Source organism: Cupriavidus sp. KK10 (genome assembly GCF_018223725.1).
In the GTDB taxonomy this organism is placed as follows: Bacteria; Pseudomonadota; Gammaproteobacteria; order Burkholderiales; family Burkholderiaceae; genus Cupriavidus; species Cupriavidus necator.
Genome location: NZ_CP073677.1, coordinates 6063934 through 6082685 on the forward strand (window position 1 = coordinate 6063934; position 18752 = coordinate 6082685).

Genomic DNA, 18752 nt, shown 5'->3' on the forward strand with positions numbered 1-18752 from the left:
GCGCTGAATCTGCCGCTGCCTCGCTCCCCTCTCCCGCGCGCGGGAGAGGGGAGCAAACCCTCAGTCGGGCAGCGTGGCTGCCCCCATCCGCCGCGCGATGATGCCCGCCTTGGCGCGGAAGTTCACGCGCACGTTGGCGCAGTACTCCTTCTTGTCGAAGCACTTGGGCGCAGGCAGCGCCGCGGCCAGGCGCGCGGACTGGCCCACGCTGAGCTTGTCCGCGCCGGTGCGGAAGTAGTGCTGCGCCGCGGCCTGCGCGCCGAACACGCCCTCGCCCCACTCCACCGAATTCAGGTAGATCTCGTAGATGCGCTGCTTGTCCAGCCAGAACTCGAGCATCCACGTGATGGCCAGTTCCTGGCCCTTGCGCAGGTAGTGCTGCTCGGACGACAGGAACAGGTTCTTGGCCAGCTGCTGCGTGATGGTGGAACCGCCGCGCACGATGCGCCCGCGCTTCTTGTTGCGCTCCCACGCATCGAGCATGGCATCGAGCTCATAGCCGGGGTGGTTGACGAAGTCGGCATCCTCGCTGGCGATCACCGCGCGCTTGAGGTTGCGCGAGATGCGGTCGTAAGGCACCCATTGCCGGTCGAGGCCGCAGTTCCAGACGTTGATGCCGCACAGGCGCCAGCGCTCGGCGCGCATGAAGGTGGTGGTGGTCGGGTTGATGTACTGCCACGAGGCGATCTGCACGAAGAAGTACAGCTGCATCGCCACCACGCCCGCGGCCACGCAGCCGAGCAGGTAGCCCAGCCAGCGCACCGGGTTGAACACGGCACGGGCCGGCGCGGCGCTGGCCGTGCGGTTGCGGTTGGCCACGGCTGGCGGCGCCCCGGTCAGCCCTTGCGTTCGGCCTGCAGCGCGGCGCGCAGCTCGGCCAGCACGGGCGCGGTGCGGGGCCGCACGCCACGCCAGATATAGAAGGCCTCGGCGGCCTGTTCGACCAGCATGCCCAGGCCGTCGCTCACGCGCGCGCCGCAGCGGGTGGCGAACTGCAGGAACACGGTAGGCTCGGCGCCGTACATCATGTCGTAGGCCAGCACGCCTTCGCCCAGCAGGAACTCGGGCACCGGCGGCACTTCGCCATGCAGGCTGCTGGACGAGGCATTGATCACCACGTCGACGGCTTCGTCCTCGGACAGCCCGTCGAGCGCGTCGAGCCCGCCGCCCCACAGTTCCACGCCGTACTGGTCGGCGGCTTCGACAAATTCTTCCAGCATGTCGCTGGCGCGCGACGCGGTGCGGTTGGCCACCACGATGCGCGACGGCCGGCATTCGATCAGCGGCAGCATCGCGCCCATGGCGGCGCCGCCAGCGCCCAGCAGCAGCACGCGCTTGCCTTCGATCAGCGTGTCGAGGTTGTCCTGGATATCGCGCACCAGGCCGATGCCGTCGGTGTTGTCGCCATGGATCATGCCCTCTTCGATCCACAGCGTGTTGACCGCGCCAGCGGCCTCGGCGCGCTCGGTCAGGCGGTCGGCCAGGTCATAGGCCTCCAGCTTGAACGGCACCGTCACGTTGCAGCCGTAGCCGCCATCGGCAAAGAACTGACGCACGGTGTCGGCAAACCCGTCCAGCGGCGCCTCCAGGCGGTCGTATTGCACCGCTTCGCCGGTCTGGCGCGCAAAGGCGGCGTGGATCGCCGGCGAGCGGCTGTGCGCCACCGGGTTGCCGATCACCACATAGCGGTCGGAAGTGGCTTGGGAAGAATCAGTTGATGTCATCAGCGTGCCTGCAAGCGGGTTTCCAGCCCGCTGCGCGAAAACTTGAAAGTGGAAATGACTTCAAGGATGTCCTGGCGCGACGCCATCTCGGCGGTAAAGGGGCCGAACGGCGCGGCCGCGCGCACGATCGCCACGGCCTGGCGGTCCAGCGCGGGATCGCCCGAGCTCTTGACCACGTCGATGGCATCGACGTTGTAGCCGTCGCGGTTGTAGCCGAGCTTGCCCAGCCGATTGACGTTGATCACCAGGATCAGCTGGCCGTACAGCGGCTTGCCGTTGCGTTGCGGGAAATCAGTGGTGCCGCGCGCCTCGATCTTGTGGCGCAGCCGGTCGTAGTACTGCGCGTAGTCGACCGCCTGGGCGCTGGTGGCGGTCAGCTGGAAGCGCTTGGGCCGCTTGGCGTAGTGGTCCAGGTTGCGGCCGATCTCGGCCTCCAGCCTGGCCATCTCGTCGGTCGAGGTGCGCTCGTCCTGGCCGCGCTGCGGGGTGTCCTGGCGCTTCTCGCCGGGCTTGAGCGGCTGGTTGCGCACCGGCGGCGCGGCCTCGCGCGACTGGGTCAGCAGGCGTTGCTGCTCCTGCTCCAGCTGCTCGACGCGGCGCTGCACCTGGCGCACCAGGTCGCCTTCCTGCGTCTGGGTCTGCGCGGGCAGCGGCGTGGTGGCGCGCTGCAGGTCATGGTCGCCGCCGCCGTCCAGGTTGGCTTGCGCCAGCGCGGTCGGGTTGCGCGGCTTCTGCGCCGACTTGGCATTGACCAGCACCACGTCCAGCGCGGCATCGCTGCGCTTGATCTCGAACACCTCGGGCGCGGCCACCCGCACCATCAGCAGCAGCACGTGCACGGCCACGGAAATGGCCAGCGCCTTGGCCAGCGTACTGCTGTTGTGCCACCTGGCATGCCACCAGTGGCGGGGAGCGGCGAGAGTGGCGTTCACGATGGATGGAGGGTGGCTGAAGGGGCCGGCGGCGGCCTGGCAAGACCGGGGCCACTAGCCCCGGATCAGACAGGCATTGTAAGTGAGCGCCGCCGATTTCCGAAGGCTTCAGCCGGCCGCCGGGGTGCCGGTGTCGCGCTCGCCCGACGCCGCCCCGGCATCGTCGTCGCCAGGTTCGGCCGGGGTTTCGGCCGAGACCCCGGCGGCCTGCTCAGCGGCTTCCTCGGCGGCCGCCTCGGCAGCGGCTTCGGCGGACAACTCTGCGGCTTCCTCGTCGCTTTCCAGCTCTTCCTCGGGCACTTCGCCTTCACCGGCGAAGATTTCCAGCACCCGGCAGGACACTTCCAGCGTGATCTCGTCGGTCTCGCCGATCTCCAGCAGCACCTGCGTGCCGCGCTGCGCCTGGACCAGCTCGGGCACGCGCGTGACCAGCGGGATCTCGGTAAAGCGCACCGCGCCTTCCTTGAGCACCGAGGCCACCATGCGCTCGCGCTTTTCCTGCTTGAGCCAGCGCAGGCACCAGTAGCGCTCCATGGTCGACTGGTGGTCGGCATAGGCGGCGTAAGTGCCTTCGAAGTCCGCCACCGCGGCCAGCAGGTCGGCGTCCTTGGGCTTGAACGGCGCCACCAGCTTGGCGGTCACGCCGTGCTGGGCCACCGCCAGGATCTGCCACTGGTTGACCAGGTCGACATAGCGGCGCAGTGGCGAGGTGCTCCACGCGTACTGCGCCACGCCCAGGCCCTCATGCGGCGCCGGGTAGGTCTGCATGCGGGTGCGGTGCATGCCCCACGCCTTCTGCGTGCGGTAGATGCCCGGCACGCCGTTGTCGGCCAGCAGCTTGCCCCAGGTGCTGTTGGCCAGGATCATCAGCTCGGCCACGATCTTGTCCAGCGGCGAGCCGCGCTTGCGCTGTTCGATGCGCACGCGCTGGCTGCCGTCGGCCTGGTCGTCCAGGTAGAAATTGAAGTCGGCGCGGTTGTGGGTCTCGGGGCGCAGGCCGCTGGCCAGGCGCGCCTTCTGGCGCTCGTCGTACAGGTAGCCGGCAAAGTGCCACAGCTGCGTCAGTGCGTCGCGGAACGGGTAGTCGCCGGTGCCCGCGGCAAGCGCAGCCTCGGTGATGACATCGTCGAGCAGGTTGTGGCGCAGGTTGGCGGCGATCGGCACCATCTCGGCGCGGGTCTCGCTGCCGGTGATCAGCCACACGGTCGGGTCCACCGTCACGTACAGCGACAGCGCCGGGCACGTGCGCCCTTCCTGCAGCGTGTAGCGCTCCACCACGGCGTCGGGCAGCATGGTGATCTTGTCGCCCGGGAAATAGACCGTGGACAGCCGCTGGCGCGCGACCGCATCGAGCGGTTCGCTGCGGCGGATGCCCAGCGCGGGCGCGGCGATATGGATGCCGATGCGCAGCTTGCCGTCGGGCAGCCTGGTCACGGACAGCGCATCGTCGATCTCGGTGGTGGTGACGTCGTCGATGGAGAATGCCTCCACGTCAGCCACCGGCAAATCGGCGGGCGGCTCGGGCACGTCGGTATCCGGGAAGCCGGTGCCCTTGGGGAAGCATTCCGCCAGGAACTTGGCCTCATGCAGCGCGCGCGCGCTGGCGACACCGCCGGCGGCCACCATCAGCCGCATCGGGGTCATGCCCAGCGCCGTGCAGGCCGCATCCATGGCCTTGAATTCCAGGCTGTTCTTGTCCGGCTTGAACAGCAGCTGCAGCACCTTGTTGCGGAACGTCTCCGGCAGCGTCAGCGCCTTGAGCTGGTCTTCATACTCGGCCTGCACCAGCGCCTGCTGGCGCTTGCGCTCGAGCGCGGCCAGCGCCGCCTTGAGCTGGTCTTCGGGCGCGCGCTGGTAGCGGCCGCGCCCCTTGCGGCGGAAGTACACCGGGTTGCCATGCAGCGCCATCGCCAGCGCCGCCTGCTGCACCGGGCCGGGCTCGGCGCCGTAGTACTCGGCGGCCAGCTCGGCAAAGCCGAATTCTGCCTCTGGCGCGCATTCCCACAGGAAGTCCAGGTCGATCTCGGCCGTCATGTCGCCGGTCTGGCGCACCAGCTCGATTGCCGACGGCTGCGCGAACTGCAGCAGCACGTCGCGCGACTTGACCTTGGTGCGCTTGCCCGCTGGCAACTCCACCTGGTAAGCCTCGCCCTGCTGGTTCAGCACGGTGCCGGCGCGGATTTCGCCGCCTTCTTCGAACAGCAACTGCATCGATCGGTACTTTCAGAAATGCGCGGAACCGCGCCTGGCCGCCAAGAGGCAGCGCCGGGGCGGGTCCTGTGGGAGAAATGGTGCAACCGGGCGCAAATTCGTGCGAACGGAAGCGAGTGCGGCGCGCGGGGTGCGAATCGCTGGCCGCGAGCCGCGCCGTATCGGTACGGCCCGAGACCTGGAATGATACCGCACCCCGCTCCGGCGGCTGCGGGGGCCGGCGCACCGGCAAGGTGCGTGCACCCGGCCCGCAGCGGCGCGCAGGCTCAGAGCGACATGCCGCCGCTGGCCTCGATCGCCACGCCGTTGACGTAGCTGGCGTCGTCGCTGGCCAGGAAGGCGTAGATGCTGGCGATCTCGGCCGGCTCGGCCAGGCGGCGCAGCCAGCAGGACGATTTCATGCCGTCCAGCACCTTTTCCGGCACGGTCTGCAGGATCTCGGTATTGACGAAGCCCGGGCACACGGCGTTTACGCGCACGCCCTTGGGGCCCAGCTCGCGCGCCCAGGTCTTGGTAAAGCCGATCACGCCGAACTTGCTGGCGGCGTAGTTGGTCTGGCCGAAGTTGCCGTACAGGCCGACCACGCTGGAAGCGTTCAGGATCACGCCCTTGCCCTGCTCGGTCATCAGGCCGGCCACGGCCTGCGCGCAGTTGAAGACGCCCTTCAGGTTGACGTCGATGACGGCATCGAACTGGGCCTCGGTCATCTTGGCCAGGCGTGCATCCTTGGTGATGCCGGCGTTGTTGACGAGGATGTCGACGCGTTCGTGCGCGGCCAGCACGGCGGCCACCATGGCATCGACTTCGTCGCGCCGGGTCACGTCGACGCGGTAGGCCGACACGGTGGCGCCGGTGGCGGCCAGCTTGTCGGCGGCCTCGCGCACGCGCCCTTCCTGCACGTCGCACAGGACAACGATGGCGCCGTCGGCGGCAAAGCGCTGCGCGGTGGCAAACCCGATGCCGGCGGCGGCACCGGTGATGATGGCAACCCGACCCTGCAGTTTCATCTCGTGATCTCTTTCTTGGTTTCGGTAGTGTGTGTGGAGGGGCTTCGGTCTGTGGTCCGCAAATACCTGGGATGCGGAATCGCCTCGGTCCCCGGGGATGGCCGCGACAGCAGGTCCGGCAGGAACACTTCTGTCACGAGCATGACGCCGCCGCCTCGCCGGAACACCGAGCGCCGCGCCGGCAGCATGGGCAGTGGCGCCATGGCCGGCAGCACGCGCTGCAAGGCCTGGCGCAGCGGATGGTGCGGCAGCAGCCGCGCAAACTGGAACGGCTCGCGCGCCACCGCCGGATCGACAAACAACCGACCGCCAAGCGGGCGCTCGCCCAGCCCGCGCAGGAACGGCCAGTCGCGGCGCGCATGGCGGCAGCGCACCACGGTATGGGCAAACACGGCGGGAATATCGTCGCAGATCAGCAACACCTCGCGCGTCAGCGCGGGGGTGCGGTCGTGCTGGCCCAGCACCTGCCATTCATCGGCCAGCGGGCGCTGCGGGCGCTGCAGCAGGCGCGCCACGCGAAAGCGCTCCGACGCTGCCACCAGGCGCGCCGTCAGCGAGCCGTCGTCACCGGTCACCCAGCGCCGCAGGTTGGGCGTGATGGCTGCATCGAAGGCCAGGTGCGGGCTCCAGCCGCAGCGGCGCGCGGACTGCGCGCTCATGCCGGGCCTGCGCCGGCCGGCACCTTGCCGCCGGGGCCATAGCCGCAGAAGGCGAGCACATCGTCGACGTAGTCGGCAAATTCGCTGATGCCGTGGTCGCTGCCCTCGATCACGCGGATGTTCGCGCCCGGGCAGGCCGCGACCATCTCTCGGTAGTCCAGTACCTCGTCGCCGGTGGCGGCGATCAGGTAATAGCGTTCGGGATCGGTGATGGTGTCCACGCGCAGGTCCAGCAGCTCCTGCAGGTGGCGGCGCTCGACCGTGACCGAGCCGCCGCCGTGCCACAGCGGCTGTTCACCCAGGTACGTTTCCAGGTCGGTCCAGGGGTGGATGGCCGGATTGAGCAGCACGGTCTTGCAGCCATGGCGCTCGCCCAGCCAGCGGGCATAGAAGCCGCCCAGCGACGAGCCGACGATGGCGATCTCCTGGTCGCCGCCGGCCTGCGCGGCGCGGATCGCGGCCTGCGCCTGGGCAATGGCCATTTCGGGCGAGACATTGAGCGTGGGGCAGGCGTAGTAGCGGCCCACGCCCCACTCGCGCATGCGCTCCTGCACCAGCCGGGCCTTGAACGACTGGGGCGAGGAGCGGAATCCGTGCAGGTACAGCAGCATGGTCGTCCTTCCCGCCGGTCAGCGTGCGGCGCCCTGAGCCAGGGCGTCCAGCAGCTTCTGGTGCACGCCGCCGAAGCCGCCGTTGCTCATCACCAGCACGTGGTCGCCCGGCTGCGCCGCGGCACGCACGGCCTGCACCAGCGCGCCCAAGTCCTGGAAGGCGGCAGCCTTGTCGCCCAGCGGCGCCAGCGATTCGGCCAGGTCCCAGCCCAGCGCGTCCCTGCCGGCCGGGGCGCCGTAGCCGAACACCAGGTCGGCCTGCTCCAGGCTGGCCGGCAACTGCGCCTTCATCACGCCCAGCTTCATGGTGTTGGAGCGCGGCTCCAGCACCGCCAGGATGCGGGCATCGCCGACGCGGCGGCGCAGCCCTTCCAGCGTGGTCTGGATCGCGGTCGGATGGTGGGCGAAGTCGTCATAGACCGTCACGCCGCCGGCCACGCCGCGCACTTCCATGCGGCGCTTGACGTTGGCAAAGCGGGACAGCGATTCGATCGCCTGCGCGGCCGGCACGCCCACATGACGCGCGGCGGCGATCGCGGCCAGCGCATTCATGCGGTTGTGGGTGCCCTGCAGGTCCCATACCACGGTGCCCTGGACGGCATCGCCAAACCAGACGTCGAAGCTGTCCTTGCCGGGCGCCGCCGTGGTGGCAGCATCGCTCTCGCGCCAGTCGCCTACGCCAAACTGCTCGACCTCGCTCCAGCAGCCGCGCTCCAGCACGCGTGCCAGGCTTTCCTCCACGCCGTTGACGACGATCCGGCCCTGGCCGGGCACGGTGCGCACCAGATGGTGGAACTGGGTCTCGATCGCCGCCAGATCCGGGAAGATGTCGGCGTGATCGTATTCCAGGTTGTTCAGGATTGCGGTGCGCGGGCGGTAGTGGACAAACTTGCTGCGCTTGTCGAAGAAGGCGGTGTCGTACTCGTCGGCCTCGATCACAAAGAAGTCCGATTCGGTCACGCGTGCCGAGATGCCGAAGTTCTGCGGCACCCCGCCCACCAGGAAGCCGGGGTTATAGCCGGCATCCTCCAAGATCCAGGCCAGCATCGACGTGGTGGTGGTCTTGCCGTGCGTGCCGGCCACCGCCAGCACCCACTTGCGCGCCAGCACGTGCTCGCCCAGCCATTGCGGACCCGACACATAGGGCAGGTTGCGGTCGAGGATGGCCTCCATCAGCGGATTGCCGCGCGAGACCACGTTACCGATCACGAACAGGTCCGGCTCCAGCGACAGCTGGGCGGGGTCGAAGCCTTCGATCAGCTCGATCCCCTGGGCCTCGAGCTGGGTGCTCATCGGCGGGTAGACATTGGCATCGCAGCCGGTGACGCGGTGGCCGGCCTCTTTTGCCAGTACCGCCAGGCCGCCCATGAAGGTGCCGCAGATGCCAAGGATATGAATATGCATGGGTTCCCGGAAAGACTTGAAGCCCGCAGGCGTGGGGATTCGGCACCCGGCGTGGCGCGGCGGCACGGCGGCTGTTTCAGGCCGTGTCTTGCGGTGCGGTGGCCGGGCAGGAAGCCTTCGATTGTACCCGAGCGCCAGCGGCCTTCGCTGCACTGCGGCAGCGCGCGCGCCGGTTGCGCGGGAGCCTCCGGTATCATGGGGCATGACCCGACGCACCACCCCCGACCCTACCCGCCTGCGCGAGGAAATCGCCCAGGCTGCCGCCCGGATGATTGCCGAGGACGGTGCCGACTACGCCACCGCCAAGCGCAAGGCCGCCCGCCAGGTGCTGGGCGAGCAGCGCGTGCCCGGCGAATGGCTGCCCGACAACGAGCAGGTCGAAGCCGAGGTACGCGCCTACCAGGCGCTGTTCCACGCCGACAGCCAGCCCCGCGTGCTGGCGCTGCTGCGCCGGCTGGCTGTGCTGGCCATGGAAGACCTGGCGCCGTTCCGGCCTTACCTGGTCGGCGCCGTGCTCAACGGCACCGCCACCGAGCACTCCGATATCTATCTGCAGTGCTTCTGCGACAGCGCCAAGGATGCGACGCTGCACCTGATCAACGCCGGCGTGGACTTCGAGACCAGCGAGAGCCGGCATTTCGGCGGCCGCGGCGAGGTCGAGACCCTCAGCTTCCTGTGGAAGGGCCAGTGGCCCGACCGCCGCGAGGCCCGGCTTCTCGCCGGCGAGGTGCGCGCGGAACTGGGTGCCCCAGTCGGCATTCATATAGCACTGTATGATGCCGTCGACGAACGCGGCGCCGTGCGTGCCGACGCCTCGGGGCGCCCGGCCCGCGCCGACGTGCAGGCGGTACGGGCGCTGATGGACGCGCCCGGCGATGCCGACCCGGCCTGACGCCCGCCCCCTACTACACAGGTCCGAGCCATCCCCATGACTGAAACCGTTTCCTCGCCCGCCCGCCGCTCCCGCCTCTGGCTGTGGATCGCCGTGGCCGTGGTCGCCTGCGCCACCGGCGCACTGGCCGGCCATTTCGTGTTCTCGCCCAAGCCCGCCAGCGACCAGGCGGTGGAAACCTTCTTCCAGACACGCCTGCCCGACGCCGCCGGCGCTGACCTGGACCTGGGCAAGCTGCGCGGCAAGACCGTGGTGATCAACTTCTGGGCGCCCTGGTGCGGGCCGTGTGTCGAGGAAATGCCGGAGCTGACCGCGCTGCATGAGGAATACAAGAGCCGCCAGGTCGAGTTTGTCGGCATCGGCATCGATTCCGCCGCCAATATCCAGCAGTTCACCACGAAGGTCCCGGTGGCCTACCCGCTCGCCGTGGCCGGTTTTGCCGGCACCGAGCTGTCGCGCAACTTCGGCAACAGCGCCGGCGGCCTGCCCTATACGGTGGTGATCAACCCGGACGGATCGGTGAAGTATCGCAAGATGGGACGGGTGACGGCTGAGGAACTGCGGGCCGTGCTGCCACGCGCCTGAGCATATTCTTCCGCCAAGTTCGCTGAATTTCGGTTTTCTTCAGCGATTTGTTTCGCCGGGGCACCAAAACGGCCAAAATGTGCTTCAAGGGCCGCCGAAGCGTCGCAAAGGTCGCCAAGCCTTGTATTGCGCGCTAGACAAATCCCTCTAAGCTACGGTAATCTCCGCGCAATTTCGTTGATCTGGTCGAGCCGCCGTGACTGCAACCCGCTCCCTCCGTCGCTCAGCCCGCTACCGCAAGGTGCTGGTCCTGCATGGGCCAAACCTGAACCTGCTGGGCACGCGCGAGCCAGAAACCTACGGGCACACGACGCTTGCCGATATCGACGCGGCCCTCGCCGAACGCGCGGCAAAAGCCGGCGTTTCGCTGGATACGTTCCAGTCCAACCATGAGGGGGCACTGGTCGACCGCATCCACGCCGCACGCGCGGAAGGGGTCGAGTTCATCATCATCAACCCGGCTGCCTACACGCACACCAGCGTGGCACTGCGCGATGCCCTGGCCGGCGTGGCGATCCCGTTCGTCGAGGTGCACCTGTCCAACGTGCACCGGCGCGAAAGCTTTCGCCACCACTCCTATTTCTCTGACGTGGCGGTCGGAGTGATCTGCGGGCTCGGCTGGCAGGGTTACCTGCTGGCGCTGGACTACGTGCTGGACCAGGAGCAGCCACCACCCGAGAGTTCGGGGAGCTGAACTCCCAAGATTTTTTCGACAACCTGCGCGCGCCGCCCGGCGGCCTGCGCCCGTTGGCGTGCCTCGGCACGGCGGGCGCGGATTTCCGGTGGCCGGCAACACGATTCTTCCGCCGCGGCCCGTCCCGGGCAGCGGCCGGATAACCCGATTCAGGAGGATAAAAAGATGGACCTGCGCAAGCTGAAGACGCTTATCGACCTGGTGGCCGAATCCGGCATCTCCGAGCTGGAAGTCACCGAAGGCGACGGCAAGGTACGCATCGTCAAGCAACCGCCGCAAATCGTCGCCGCGCCGATGGCCATGCCGCAGATGCAGGCGCTGCCGCCCGCCGCGGCCGCCGCACCGGCTGGTGCCGCGGCACCGGCTGCAGAGCCCGTCGCCCAGCTGCCTGCCGGCCATGTGGTGACCTCGCCGATGGTAGGCACGTTCTACCGTGCGCCGTCGCCGGGCGCCGCGCCGTTCGTCAACGTCGGCGACTCGGTCAAGGAAGGCCAGACCGTCTGCATCATCGAAGCCATGAAGCTGCTCAACGAAATCGAGTGCGACAAGGCCGGCGTCATCAAGGAAATCCTGGTCGAGAACGGCCAGGCCGTCGAATACGGCCAGCCGCTGTTCGTCATCGGCTGATCCTGACCGGCATGCCATGCCGCACGCTGCCATCGGCCACGCAAGTGGTCCCCGCAGCAGTGCCCGCGCGGCATGCCGTGGCGTTGTTTGGCGCCAGGGACGTTGTGGGCTTCGCGGCCCGTTCCGTGCAGTTCCATGCAGTTCCGCGCAGTATGGCGGCCGCGGCGGCGACAGCCCCCGGGCCGCGCGCCCGGCGTGCCGTTGCGGCACGCAGCGGGACCGCTACTGTTCTCGCAGAGAGAGACCATGTTTGAAAAAATTCTGATCGCGAACCGCGGCGAAATCGCTCTTCGCATCCAGCGCGCCTGCCGCGAACTGGGCATCAAGACGGTCGTGGTGTACTCCGAGGCCGACAAGGAGGCCAAGTACGTACGCCTGGCGGACGAAGCCGTCTGCATCGGCCCGGCCCCGTCGCCGCTGTCGTACCTGAACATGCCGGCCATCATCTCGGCCGCCGAAGTGACCGACGCGCAAGCCATCCACCCCGGCTACGGCTTCCTGTCCGAGAACGCCGATTTTGCCGAGCGTGTGGAGAAATCCGGCTTCGTCTTTATCGGCCCGACCGCCGACAGCATCCGCCTGATGGGCGACAAGGTGTCGGCCAAGCAATCCATGATCAAGGCCGGCGTGCCGTGCGTGCCCGGCTCGGACGGCGCCCTGCCCGACGACCCCAAGGAAATCCTGGCCACTGCGCGCCGCGTGGGCTACCCGGTGATCATCAAGGCCGCAGGCGGCGGCGGTGGCCGCGGCATGCGCGTGGTGCACACGGAAGCCGCGCTGATCAACGCCGTCAACATGACGCGCGAAGAAGCCGGGCGCGCCTTCGGCAATCCCGAGGTCTACATGGAGAAGTTCCTTGAGAACCCGCGCCATGTGGAAATCCAGATCCTCGCCGACCAGCACCGCCAGGCGATCTGGCTGGGCGAGCGCGACTGCTCGATGCAGCGCCGCCACCAGAAGGTGATCGAGGAAGCGCCCGCACCGCACATTCCGCGCCGCCTGATCGAGCGCATCGGCGACCGCTGCGCCGAGGCCTGCAAGAAGATGGGCTATCGCGGCGCCGGCACGTTCGAGTTCCTGTACGAGAACAACGAGTTCTACTTCATCGAGATGAACACGCGCGTGCAGGTCGAGCACCCGGTCACCGAGATGATCACCGGCATCGACATTGTGCAGGAGCAGATCCGCATCGCCTTCGGCGAGAAGCTGCGCTTGCGCCAGAAGGATGTGCAGTTCCGTGGCCACGCGATCGAATGCCGCGTGAACGCCGAGGATCCGTTCAAGTTCACGCCGTCGCCGGGCCGCATCACCGCCTGGCACATGCCCGGCGGCCCGGGTGTGCGGGTCGACTCGCACGCGTATGATGGTTACTTCGTCCCGCCCAACTACGATTCGATGATCGGCAAGATCATCACTTACGGTGCCACGCGCGAGCAGGCCATTGCCCGCATGCGCATCGCGCTGTCGGAAATGGTGGTGGACGGGATCCAGACCAACGTGCCGCTGCACCGCGAGCTGATGATGGATGCCAACTTCGTTGAAGGCGGCACCAGCATCCACTACCTCGAGCATCGCCTGGCGGAGCGCGCGAAGGCCTGACGCAACGTTACCCGCAATACACAAGCAGCAAGCAAGGAAGCCCGTGGCATTTCAGGAATGTGTGATCGAAGTGGCGCAGGACCAGGCCGAAGCCTGGTCTGATGCCCTGTTCGACCTCGGCGCGCTGTCGGTCTCGGTGGAAGATGCCGATGCCGACACGCCCGACGAGCAGCCGCTCTTTGGCGAGCCCGGGCTAGAACCGAAGCAACTCGCGTGGAACCGCTCGCGCGTGGTGGCGCTGTTCGGCGACGATGCCGATCCGGCCGTGGTGGTAGCGGCAGCCGCCAACCAGCTTGGCATCGATCCGGTGCCGGCCTACCAGCTGCGCGCGGTCGAGGACCAGGACTGGGTGCGGCTGACGCAATCCCAGTTCGAGCCGATCCGCATCGGCGAGCGCATCTGGGTGGTGCCGTCGTGGCACGAAGCACCCGAGCCCGATGCCGTGGTGCTGGAACTCGACCCGGGCCTGGCCTTCGGCACCGGCAGCCATCCCACCACGCGGCTGTGCATGCAGTGGCTGGAGCAGAACCTGAAGCCGGGCGAGACCGTGCTCGACTACGGCTGCGGCTCCGGCATCCTGGCCATCGTGGCGCGCAAGCTGGGCGCGGGCGACACCGTCGGCATCGACATCGATCCCAACGCGGTGGAAGCGTCGCGCTACAACGCCGAGCGCAACCGGGTGGAAGCCTCGTTCGCGCTTCCCGAATCGGTATCCGAGGCCAGCTACGACCTGGTGGTCGCCAATATCCTGTCCAATCCGCTCAAGCTGATGGCCGCCATGCTGAGCGCGCGCGTGCGCGCCGGCGGACGGCTGGTGCTGTCCGGCGTGCTGGAGCGCCAGGCGGATGAAGTCGCCGCGGCCTACGCGCCCTGGCTGCCGCTGACGGTGTGGCGCAGCGAGGAAGGCTGGGTGTGCCTGCATGGCACCCGCGGCACCCGCCCCTGATTCACACCGATGGCCGCCGTCAAGCTAGTCACGCGCTGCCCGGCCTGCCGCACCGCCTTCCGGCTGGTCGCGGACCAGTTGCGCCTGCGCCAGGGCCTGGTGCGCTGCGGCCAGTGCGAAACGGTGTTCGACGCGCGCGAGCACCTGATCGAGATTCCGCTGCCGACCGACGCTGCGTCCTCGGCATCATCGGCGCCATCTGCGGCAACTTCACCGGCCGCGCCTGCCGCCCCCTCGGCGCCGCCCGCATCGGCTGACGCCGCGCCTGCGCCGCAGCCTGCCTTCACCCCGACCATCGACCCCGGCTATGACGTGCCGGCGCTGGACGCGCCGACGATGCTGATGTCGTCGCCGGAGGACATGGCCATGCCGGCACCCGCCGGCATGGAAGACACCGAGATCGATCAGGCGCTGCGCGAAGCCAACGAAGCCGTCGCCCATCGCGATGCACGCGACGCAGAACGCCAGGCTGCCGGCCCGGATGCGGCAGGGCCCGCCCCCGTCACGGCACCGGAGCAAGCCGAGGATACGCCGCCACAGCCGGCCCCTGCGTCGGCCTGGCCGGTACTCGATCACGGCGCGCTCGATACCCCGGCCGCACCGGCGGCACCCCCGACTGCTGCGGCGGCACCGGCAGCGCCGCAACCCGCCGACGCCGAGCCCGCGCCAGTGGCACCCGCTGCCAACATCCCCAGCGCAAGCGAGTTCCTGCGCGCGGCGTCAGCCGATGCCGGGTCCGAGCCGACCGCGTGGCCGGATGAGGCATCGGCCCGCCCCGCCGCCCCACCCGCCTCACCCACCGTTGGTGACAACGACAACGCCCCCGGCCTCGACACCGGCCAGCCCTTCAGCGTCACCGGCGGCGCCGTCGCTCGCGAGCAGACTACGCGCCGCTGGGCGCGCACCGAAGCACCAACCGGCCCGGTCTTCGCCCCCGACTTCCTGCGCCATGCGCGTGAGCGCGAGCGCGAACGCCAGCCCCGCAAGCCAGTGGCCGTGCCGCGCTCCGCCTGGCGCGTGGCCGCCGTGGTGCTTGCCATCGCCGCGGCCGTGCAAGTGGTCTACCTGGCACGCAGCCAGCTGGCCGGCCAGTTCCCGATGCTGCGCCCGGCACTCGAGGCCGCTTGCGCGCCGCTGGGCTGCGACGTGCCGCCGTGGCGCGACATCGATGCGCTGCGCATAGAGACCTCGCAGCTGCAGCGCCAGGATGAAGACGGCGACACCTACCTGCTGGCGGTCACGCTGCGCAACCTGGGCCGCGCCAGCACCGCCCTGCCCGCGATCGAGCTGGTGATGACCGACCTGCAGGACCAGCTGCTGCTGCGCCGGGTGCTGCAACCCGCGGAGTACCTGGAGCCGTCGCAGAAGGCCTTTGCCGCGCAGGGTCTTCGCGCGGGCACGGAGCTGCCGGTTCGGGTACGATTCCGAACGCAGCAGGCGCCAGCCAACTATCGCGTGCTGATTTTTTACCCCTGAATTCCCGGCCCGCCGCCGGACCCAATCCGAGTCCGGCGGCAGGCCGCGCCCCCCGCTCCGGACACGAACCGGAAATCCATCAGACAACAAGGAGTAGACATGAGCAACGTCACCCTCGGCGGCAACGCCATCGAAGTCGCAGGCAAGTTCCCGCAAGCCGGCGACAAGGCCCCCGCCTTCTCGCTGGTCGGCAAGGACCTGAAGGACGTCACGCTGGCCGACTTCGCCGGCAAGCGCAAGGTGCTGAACATCGTCCCGAGCCTGGATACCCCGGTGTGCCAGGCCTCCGCGCGCAAGTTCAATGAAGCCGCCAGCGGCCTCGCCAACACCGTGGTGCTGACGATCTCGGCCGACCTGCCGTTCGCCATGGGCCGCTTCTGCACCGCTGAAGGCCTGGCCAACGTAGTGCCGCTGTCGACCATGCGCGGCGCCGAGTTCAAGGGCAACTACGGCGTGGACATCAAGACCGGCCCGCTGGCCGGCGTGACCGCCCGTGCCGTGGTGGTGCTCGACGAGAACGACACCGTCAAGTACAGCCAGCTGGTGCCGGAAATCAAGACCGAGCCGGATTACGACGCCGCCCTGGCCGCTCTGAAGTAATCAGCGGCACGCCCGGGAACCCTCGGGTTCCCGGACGGCAGCGGCCGCCCGCATCCCGGGGCGGCCGCTTTTTTGTTTTCTGCCTGACCGATATCGCCCGCAAGGGCTCCGTTCCACTCAATCATCCCAAACACCTGGAGAGAGCATGGCCAGCCTGATCTGCGGCTCCGTCGCCTACGACACCATCATGACGTTCGACGGACGCTTCCGTGAACACATCCTGCCGGACCAGATCCACATGCTGAACGTCTCGTTCCTGGTGCCCGGCATGCGCCGCGAGTTCGGCGGCTGCGCCGGCAACATCGCCTACACGCTGAAGATGCTGGGCGGCGATCCCGTGGTGATGGCCACCGTCGGCACCGATGCCGAACCCTACCTGGACTACCTGCGCAAGCTGGAGATCGCCACCGGCCACATCCGCGTCCTGCCTGAGACCTTCACCGCGCAGGCGATGATCACCACCGACCTGGACAACAACCAGATCACCGCCTTCCACCCTGGCGCGATGAGCCAGTCGCAGCTGAACAACGTCAAGGATGCGCTGGGCGGCGCCAGCGCGCCGGGCCTGGGCATCGTCGCGCCCGACAGCCGCGAGGGCATGCTGCACCACGCGCGCCAGTTCGCCGAGGCCGGCGTGCCATTCATCTTTGACCTGGGTCAGGCCATGCCCCTGTTCAACGGGGAAGACCTGCGCGAGTTCGTTGAACTCGCCAGTTACGTGACAGTCAATGACTACGAGGCGCAGGTCCTGCTGTCCCGAACCGCCTGGACCAGCGCCGAGGTTGCCGCCAAGGTTCGTGCCTTCATCGTCACGCACGGCGAGCGCGGCGCCAGCATCTTTGCCGATGGTCACCAGTACGCGATCCCGGCCGTTGCTGCCGAGCGCATCGTGGACCCGACCGGGTGTGGCGACGCGTTCCGTGGCGGCCTGCTTTACGGCATTGAAAACGGATTAGACTGGGAAACGACTGGCCGCCTGGCATCGCTGATGGGTTCGGTCAAGATCGCGCAACAGGGTCCGCAGAACCACTGGTTGTCGCGCGAGGAAATCGGCAACCGGTTCCAGTCTGCATTCGGGTACCGCTACGCCTGACCTGCGGCCAGCGCGTGGCTTTTTTTCGGGAAACGACATGAACAACAAGCTACGTGGCGGTGCCGTTGCCGTCCTTGCCGTCACCGCCCTGGTTGCCGGCTGCGCTACGCAATCCAACTCCAACAGCGTCTATGGCACGGGCCAGGCGCAGCGCGAACAGACCGTGCGCTACGGCGTGGTCGAAGGCATCCGCGAGGTCACCATCCAGGGTAACCAGAGCGGCGCCGGCACGCTGGCGGGCGGTGCCATCGGCGGCATTGCCGCCGGCAGCACCATCGGCGGCGGCAACGGCGCGGTGGCGGCCGGGATCCTCGGCGCGGTGCTCGGTGGCATTGCCGGCAGCGCGGCCGAGAACAAGATCAACCAGCGCCGCGGGCTGGAAATCACCGTGCGCCTGGAGAACGGCGAGATGCGTGCGATCACGCAGGAGGCCGACGAAGCCTTCCGCCCCGGCGAGCGCGTACGGCTGCTGTCCTCGGGCGGCGTGACCCGGGTCACGCACTGAGCCCTCGCGGCCCCGCAGGGCCGCCCCGGGGCGCAGCAAAGCGCGCCGCACCCGCAAGGGTCGCGGCGCATTTTCTTTTCGGCTTTGCAATTCCGTAACAGTGGCGGACCGCTCCCGCACGCGGCGCGCGCCCATGAAAAAACCCGCCGGGCGGATGCCATCGGCGGGTCGGCAAGACCTGGTGTCTTGCGGACCGGATACGCAGTATCCGGTCATGCGGGCACGCGCTGCGTGCCGGTGCGGTTCCTTGCGGAACGCGTAAGGTCCACTCCGTGGCGGAGCAGCTTACGGACGGTTGCCCGTCGGGAACGGCCAGGCAGCAGCCGGGTTCAGCGCGGTCTTGGCAGCCGAAGCGGGAGCAACGGCAGGGGCCGCGGCAGGCTTGGCGGCAGCCTTCTTGGCAGCCGGCTTCTTGGCAGCAGCCTTCTTGGCAGCCGGCTTCTTGGCGGCAGCCTTCTTGGCAGCAACCTTCTTCACTGCAGCCTTCTTGGCCGGAGCCTTCTTGGCGACAGCCTTCTTGGCGACAGCCTTCTTGGCCACGACCTTCTTGGCGGCAACCTTCTTCACTGCAGCCTTCTTGGCCGGAGCCTTCTTGGCTGCAACCTTCTTGGTCGCGACCTTCTTGGCGGCTACCTTCTTCACCGCGGCCTTCTTGGCCGGGGCCTTCTTGGCGGCTGCCTTCTTGGCCGGTGCAGCCTTCTTGGCTGCGACCTTCTTCACAGCGGCCTTCTTGGCCGGTGCCTTCTTGGCGGCCGGTGCTGCCTTCTTGGCGGCTACCTTCTTCACAGCAGCCTTCTTGGCGGCCGGCTTGGCGGCCTTCTTAGCCGCCGGCTTTTTCTTTGCAGCAGTTGCCATGGATAACTCCTTCACTAGAGAGTGAATATCGAATGACCTAAGTTGGCGACCCGACCGACCCGAGGCGCACTACAGCAGCGCGGCCCCAGTCGAGCGAGCGATTCATCGGCGTGCGGCCCGACCACTGCTGCACGCTAATGAATTTGGTTGCAGGCGCACCGCCCGTGGCGGTGACTTGGCGGCCGGAGCGAGCCCGCAAGCGGGTCTCGGGCACGTGCCGCGCCCTGGAATATTCGATCAGCCCGCACCGCCCGTTGAGCCGGCGCACGGCCAGAAATGAGGAGATATCGGACAGCTGGCCTGCGGTGCGGGCTTGGCCTCGCGCACGGCAG

General features: G+C 68.3%; 19 protein-coding genes. 10 read left to right on the top strand and 9 right to left on the bottom strand.

Annotation, left to right across the window (positions count from 1 at the left end):
- Positions 1 to 60: 60 nt before the first annotated feature.
- The 8 genes from mtgA to mpl all read right to left on the bottom strand — a co-directional run bounded on the left by mtgA (position 61) and on the right by mpl (position 8548).
- Positions 61 to 762, bottom strand: a complete 702-nt coding sequence (gene mtgA, locus KB879_RS28215; protein ID WP_041228464.1) for a monofunctional biosynthetic peptidoglycan transglycosylase — start codon at positions 760 to 762, stop codon at positions 61 to 63.
- 74 nt (positions 763 to 836) lie between these two features.
- Entirely contained in the window at positions 837 to 1724 is an 888-nt protein-coding gene (aroE, locus tag KB879_RS28220; RefSeq protein ID WP_013957986.1) for a shikimate dehydrogenase, read from the bottom strand.
- A complete protein-coding gene (locus KB879_RS28225; protein ID WP_013957987.1) occupies positions 1724 to 2656 on the bottom strand; it encodes an energy transducer TonB in 933 nt (310 codons plus the stop codon). The genes aroE and KB879_RS28225 overlap by 1 nt, the downstream gene beginning before the upstream one ends.
- A 108-nt stretch (positions 2657 to 2764) precedes the next feature.
- Complete coding sequence (locus KB879_RS28230) at positions 2765 to 4867, bottom strand: ribonuclease catalytic domain-containing protein (protein WP_013957988.1); 2103 nt, start codon at positions 4865 to 4867, stop codon at positions 2765 to 2767.
- Positions 4868 to 5133: 266 nt separating this feature from the next.
- On the bottom strand, positions 5134 to 5874 hold the full coding sequence (gene fabG / locus KB879_RS28235) for a 3-oxoacyl-ACP reductase FabG (protein WP_013957989.1): 741 nt from the start codon (positions 5872 to 5874) through the stop codon (positions 5134 to 5136).
- Positions 5871 to 6533, bottom strand: coding sequence for a chorismate lyase (locus tag KB879_RS28240; RefSeq protein ID WP_013957990.1), 663 nt, complete (start codon positions 6531 to 6533; stop codon positions 5871 to 5873). Before KB879_RS28240 ends, fabG begins: the two co-directional genes overlap by 4 nt.
- Positions 6530 to 7144, bottom strand: coding sequence for a YqiA/YcfP family alpha/beta fold hydrolase (locus tag KB879_RS28245; RefSeq protein WP_013957991.1), 615 nt, complete (start codon positions 7142 to 7144; stop codon positions 6530 to 6532). The genes KB879_RS28240 and KB879_RS28245 overlap by 4 nt, the downstream gene beginning before the upstream one ends.
- An 18-nt stretch (positions 7145 to 7162) precedes the next feature.
- Positions 7163 to 8548: a UDP-N-acetylmuramate:L-alanyl-gamma-D-glutamyl-meso-diaminopimelate ligase gene (gene mpl, locus KB879_RS28250; protein ID WP_211980292.1), complete on the bottom strand. Its 1386-nt coding sequence runs from the start codon at positions 8546 to 8548 to the stop codon at positions 7163 to 7165.
- Positions 8549 to 8750: 202 nt separating this feature from the next.
- On the opposite strand from mpl, the gene KB879_RS28255 reads away from it, so the two are divergent.
- The 10 genes from KB879_RS28255 (at position 8751) to KB879_RS28300 (ending at position 17565) form a co-directional block, all read left to right on the top strand.
- Positions 8751 to 9440 (top strand): hypothetical protein, encoded by a 690-nt coding sequence (locus tag KB879_RS28255; protein ID WP_013957992.1) that lies wholly within the window; start codon positions 8751 to 8753, stop codon positions 9438 to 9440.
- A 36-nt stretch (positions 9441 to 9476) separates the two neighbouring features.
- Positions 9477 to 10025, top strand: coding sequence for a TlpA disulfide reductase family protein (locus KB879_RS28260; protein ID WP_013957994.1), 549 nt, complete (start codon positions 9477 to 9479; stop codon positions 10023 to 10025).
- A 196-nt stretch (positions 10026 to 10221) separates the two neighbouring features.
- Complete coding sequence (aroQ, locus tag KB879_RS28265; protein ID WP_211980293.1) at positions 10222 to 10719, top strand: type II 3-dehydroquinate dehydratase; 498 nt, start codon at positions 10222 to 10224, stop codon at positions 10717 to 10719.
- 165 nt (positions 10720 to 10884) lie between these two features.
- Entirely contained in the window at positions 10885 to 11346 is a 462-nt protein-coding gene (gene accB / locus KB879_RS28270; protein ID WP_114130930.1) for an acetyl-CoA carboxylase biotin carboxyl carrier protein, read from the top strand.
- A 246-nt stretch (positions 11347 to 11592) separates the two neighbouring features.
- Positions 11593 to 12945, top strand: coding sequence for an acetyl-CoA carboxylase biotin carboxylase subunit (accC, locus tag KB879_RS28275; protein ID WP_018312111.1), 1353 nt, complete (start codon positions 11593 to 11595; stop codon positions 12943 to 12945).
- 43 nt (positions 12946 to 12988) lie between these two features.
- Positions 12989 to 13891, top strand: a complete 903-nt coding sequence (prmA, locus tag KB879_RS28280) for a 50S ribosomal protein L11 methyltransferase (protein ID WP_013957998.1) — start codon at positions 12989 to 12991, stop codon at positions 13889 to 13891.
- Positions 13892 to 13900: 9 nt separating this feature from the next.
- Positions 13901 to 15367, top strand: coding sequence for a DUF3426 domain-containing protein (locus KB879_RS28285; RefSeq protein WP_211980294.1), 1467 nt, complete (start codon positions 13901 to 13903; stop codon positions 15365 to 15367).
- 99 nt (positions 15368 to 15466) lie between these two features.
- Positions 15467 to 15967 (top strand): thiol peroxidase, encoded by a 501-nt coding sequence (gene tpx / locus KB879_RS28290; RefSeq protein WP_013958000.1) that lies wholly within the window; start codon positions 15467 to 15469, stop codon positions 15965 to 15967.
- A 145-nt stretch (positions 15968 to 16112) separates the two neighbouring features.
- Positions 16113 to 17060, top strand: coding sequence for a carbohydrate kinase family protein (locus KB879_RS28295; protein ID WP_211980295.1), 948 nt, complete (start codon positions 16113 to 16115; stop codon positions 17058 to 17060).
- Positions 17061 to 17097: 37 nt separating this feature from the next.
- The gene (locus tag KB879_RS28300; protein WP_013958002.1) at positions 17098 to 17565 is read left to right on the top strand and encodes a membrane protein; all 468 of its coding nucleotides are present in this window, start codon (positions 17098 to 17100) and stop codon (positions 17563 to 17565) included.
- Positions 17566 to 17850: 285 nt separating this feature from the next.
- On the opposite strand, the gene KB879_RS28305 is transcribed toward KB879_RS28300, so the two are convergent.
- Positions 17851 to 18420 (bottom strand): histone H1-like DNA-binding protein, encoded by a 570-nt coding sequence (locus KB879_RS28305; protein WP_153954198.1) that lies wholly within the window; start codon positions 18418 to 18420, stop codon positions 17851 to 17853.
- Positions 18421 to 18752: the final 332 nt, after the last annotated feature.

Excerpts from the sequence above, each read along its gene's own strand:
- KB879_RS28305 (WP_153954198.1), bottom strand. The coding sequence starts at position 18,420 with ATGGCAACTGCTGCAAAGAAAAAGCCGGCGGCTAAGAAGGCCGCCAAG.
- KB879_RS28300 (WP_013958002.1), top strand. The coding sequence starts at position 17,098 with ATGAACAACAAGCTACGTGGCGGTGCCGTTGCCGTCCTTGCCGTCACC.
- mpl (WP_211980292.1), bottom strand. The coding sequence starts at position 8,548 with ATGCATATTCATATCCTTGGCATCTGCGGCACCTTCATGGGCGGCCTG.
- KB879_RS28240 (WP_013957990.1), bottom strand. The coding sequence starts at position 6,533 with ATGAGCGCGCAGTCCGCGCGCCGCTGCGGCTGGAGCCCGCACCTGGCC.
- KB879_RS28255 (WP_013957992.1), top strand. The coding sequence starts at position 8,751 with ATGACCCGACGCACCACCCCCGACCCTACCCGCCTGCGCGAGGAAATC.
- KB879_RS28245 (WP_013957991.1), bottom strand. The coding sequence starts at position 7,144 with ATGCTGCTGTACCTGCACGGATTCCGCTCCTCGCCCCAGTCGTTCAAG.
- aroE (WP_013957986.1), bottom strand. The coding sequence starts at position 1,724 with ATGACATCAACTGATTCTTCCCAAGCCACTTCCGACCGCTATGTGGTG.
- KB879_RS28285 (WP_211980294.1), top strand. The coding sequence starts at position 13,901 with ATGGCCGCCGTCAAGCTAGTCACGCGCTGCCCGGCCTGCCGCACCGCC.
- accB (WP_114130930.1), top strand. The coding sequence starts at position 10,885 with ATGGACCTGCGCAAGCTGAAGACGCTTATCGACCTGGTGGCCGAATCC.
- KB879_RS28295 (WP_211980295.1), top strand. The coding sequence starts at position 16,113 with ATGGCCAGCCTGATCTGCGGCTCCGTCGCCTACGACACCATCATGACG.
- tpx (WP_013958000.1), top strand. The coding sequence starts at position 15,467 with ATGAGCAACGTCACCCTCGGCGGCAACGCCATCGAAGTCGCAGGCAAG.
- KB879_RS28230 (WP_013957988.1), bottom strand. The coding sequence starts at position 4,867 with ATGCAGTTGCTGTTCGAAGAAGGCGGCGAAATCCGCGCCGGCACCGTG.
- KB879_RS28260 (WP_013957994.1), top strand. The coding sequence starts at position 9,477 with ATGACTGAAACCGTTTCCTCGCCCGCCCGCCGCTCCCGCCTCTGGCTG.
- accC (WP_018312111.1), top strand. The coding sequence starts at position 11,593 with ATGTTTGAAAAAATTCTGATCGCGAACCGCGGCGAAATCGCTCTTCGC.
- fabG (WP_013957989.1), bottom strand. The coding sequence starts at position 5,874 with ATGAAACTGCAGGGTCGGGTTGCCATCATCACCGGTGCCGCCGCCGGC.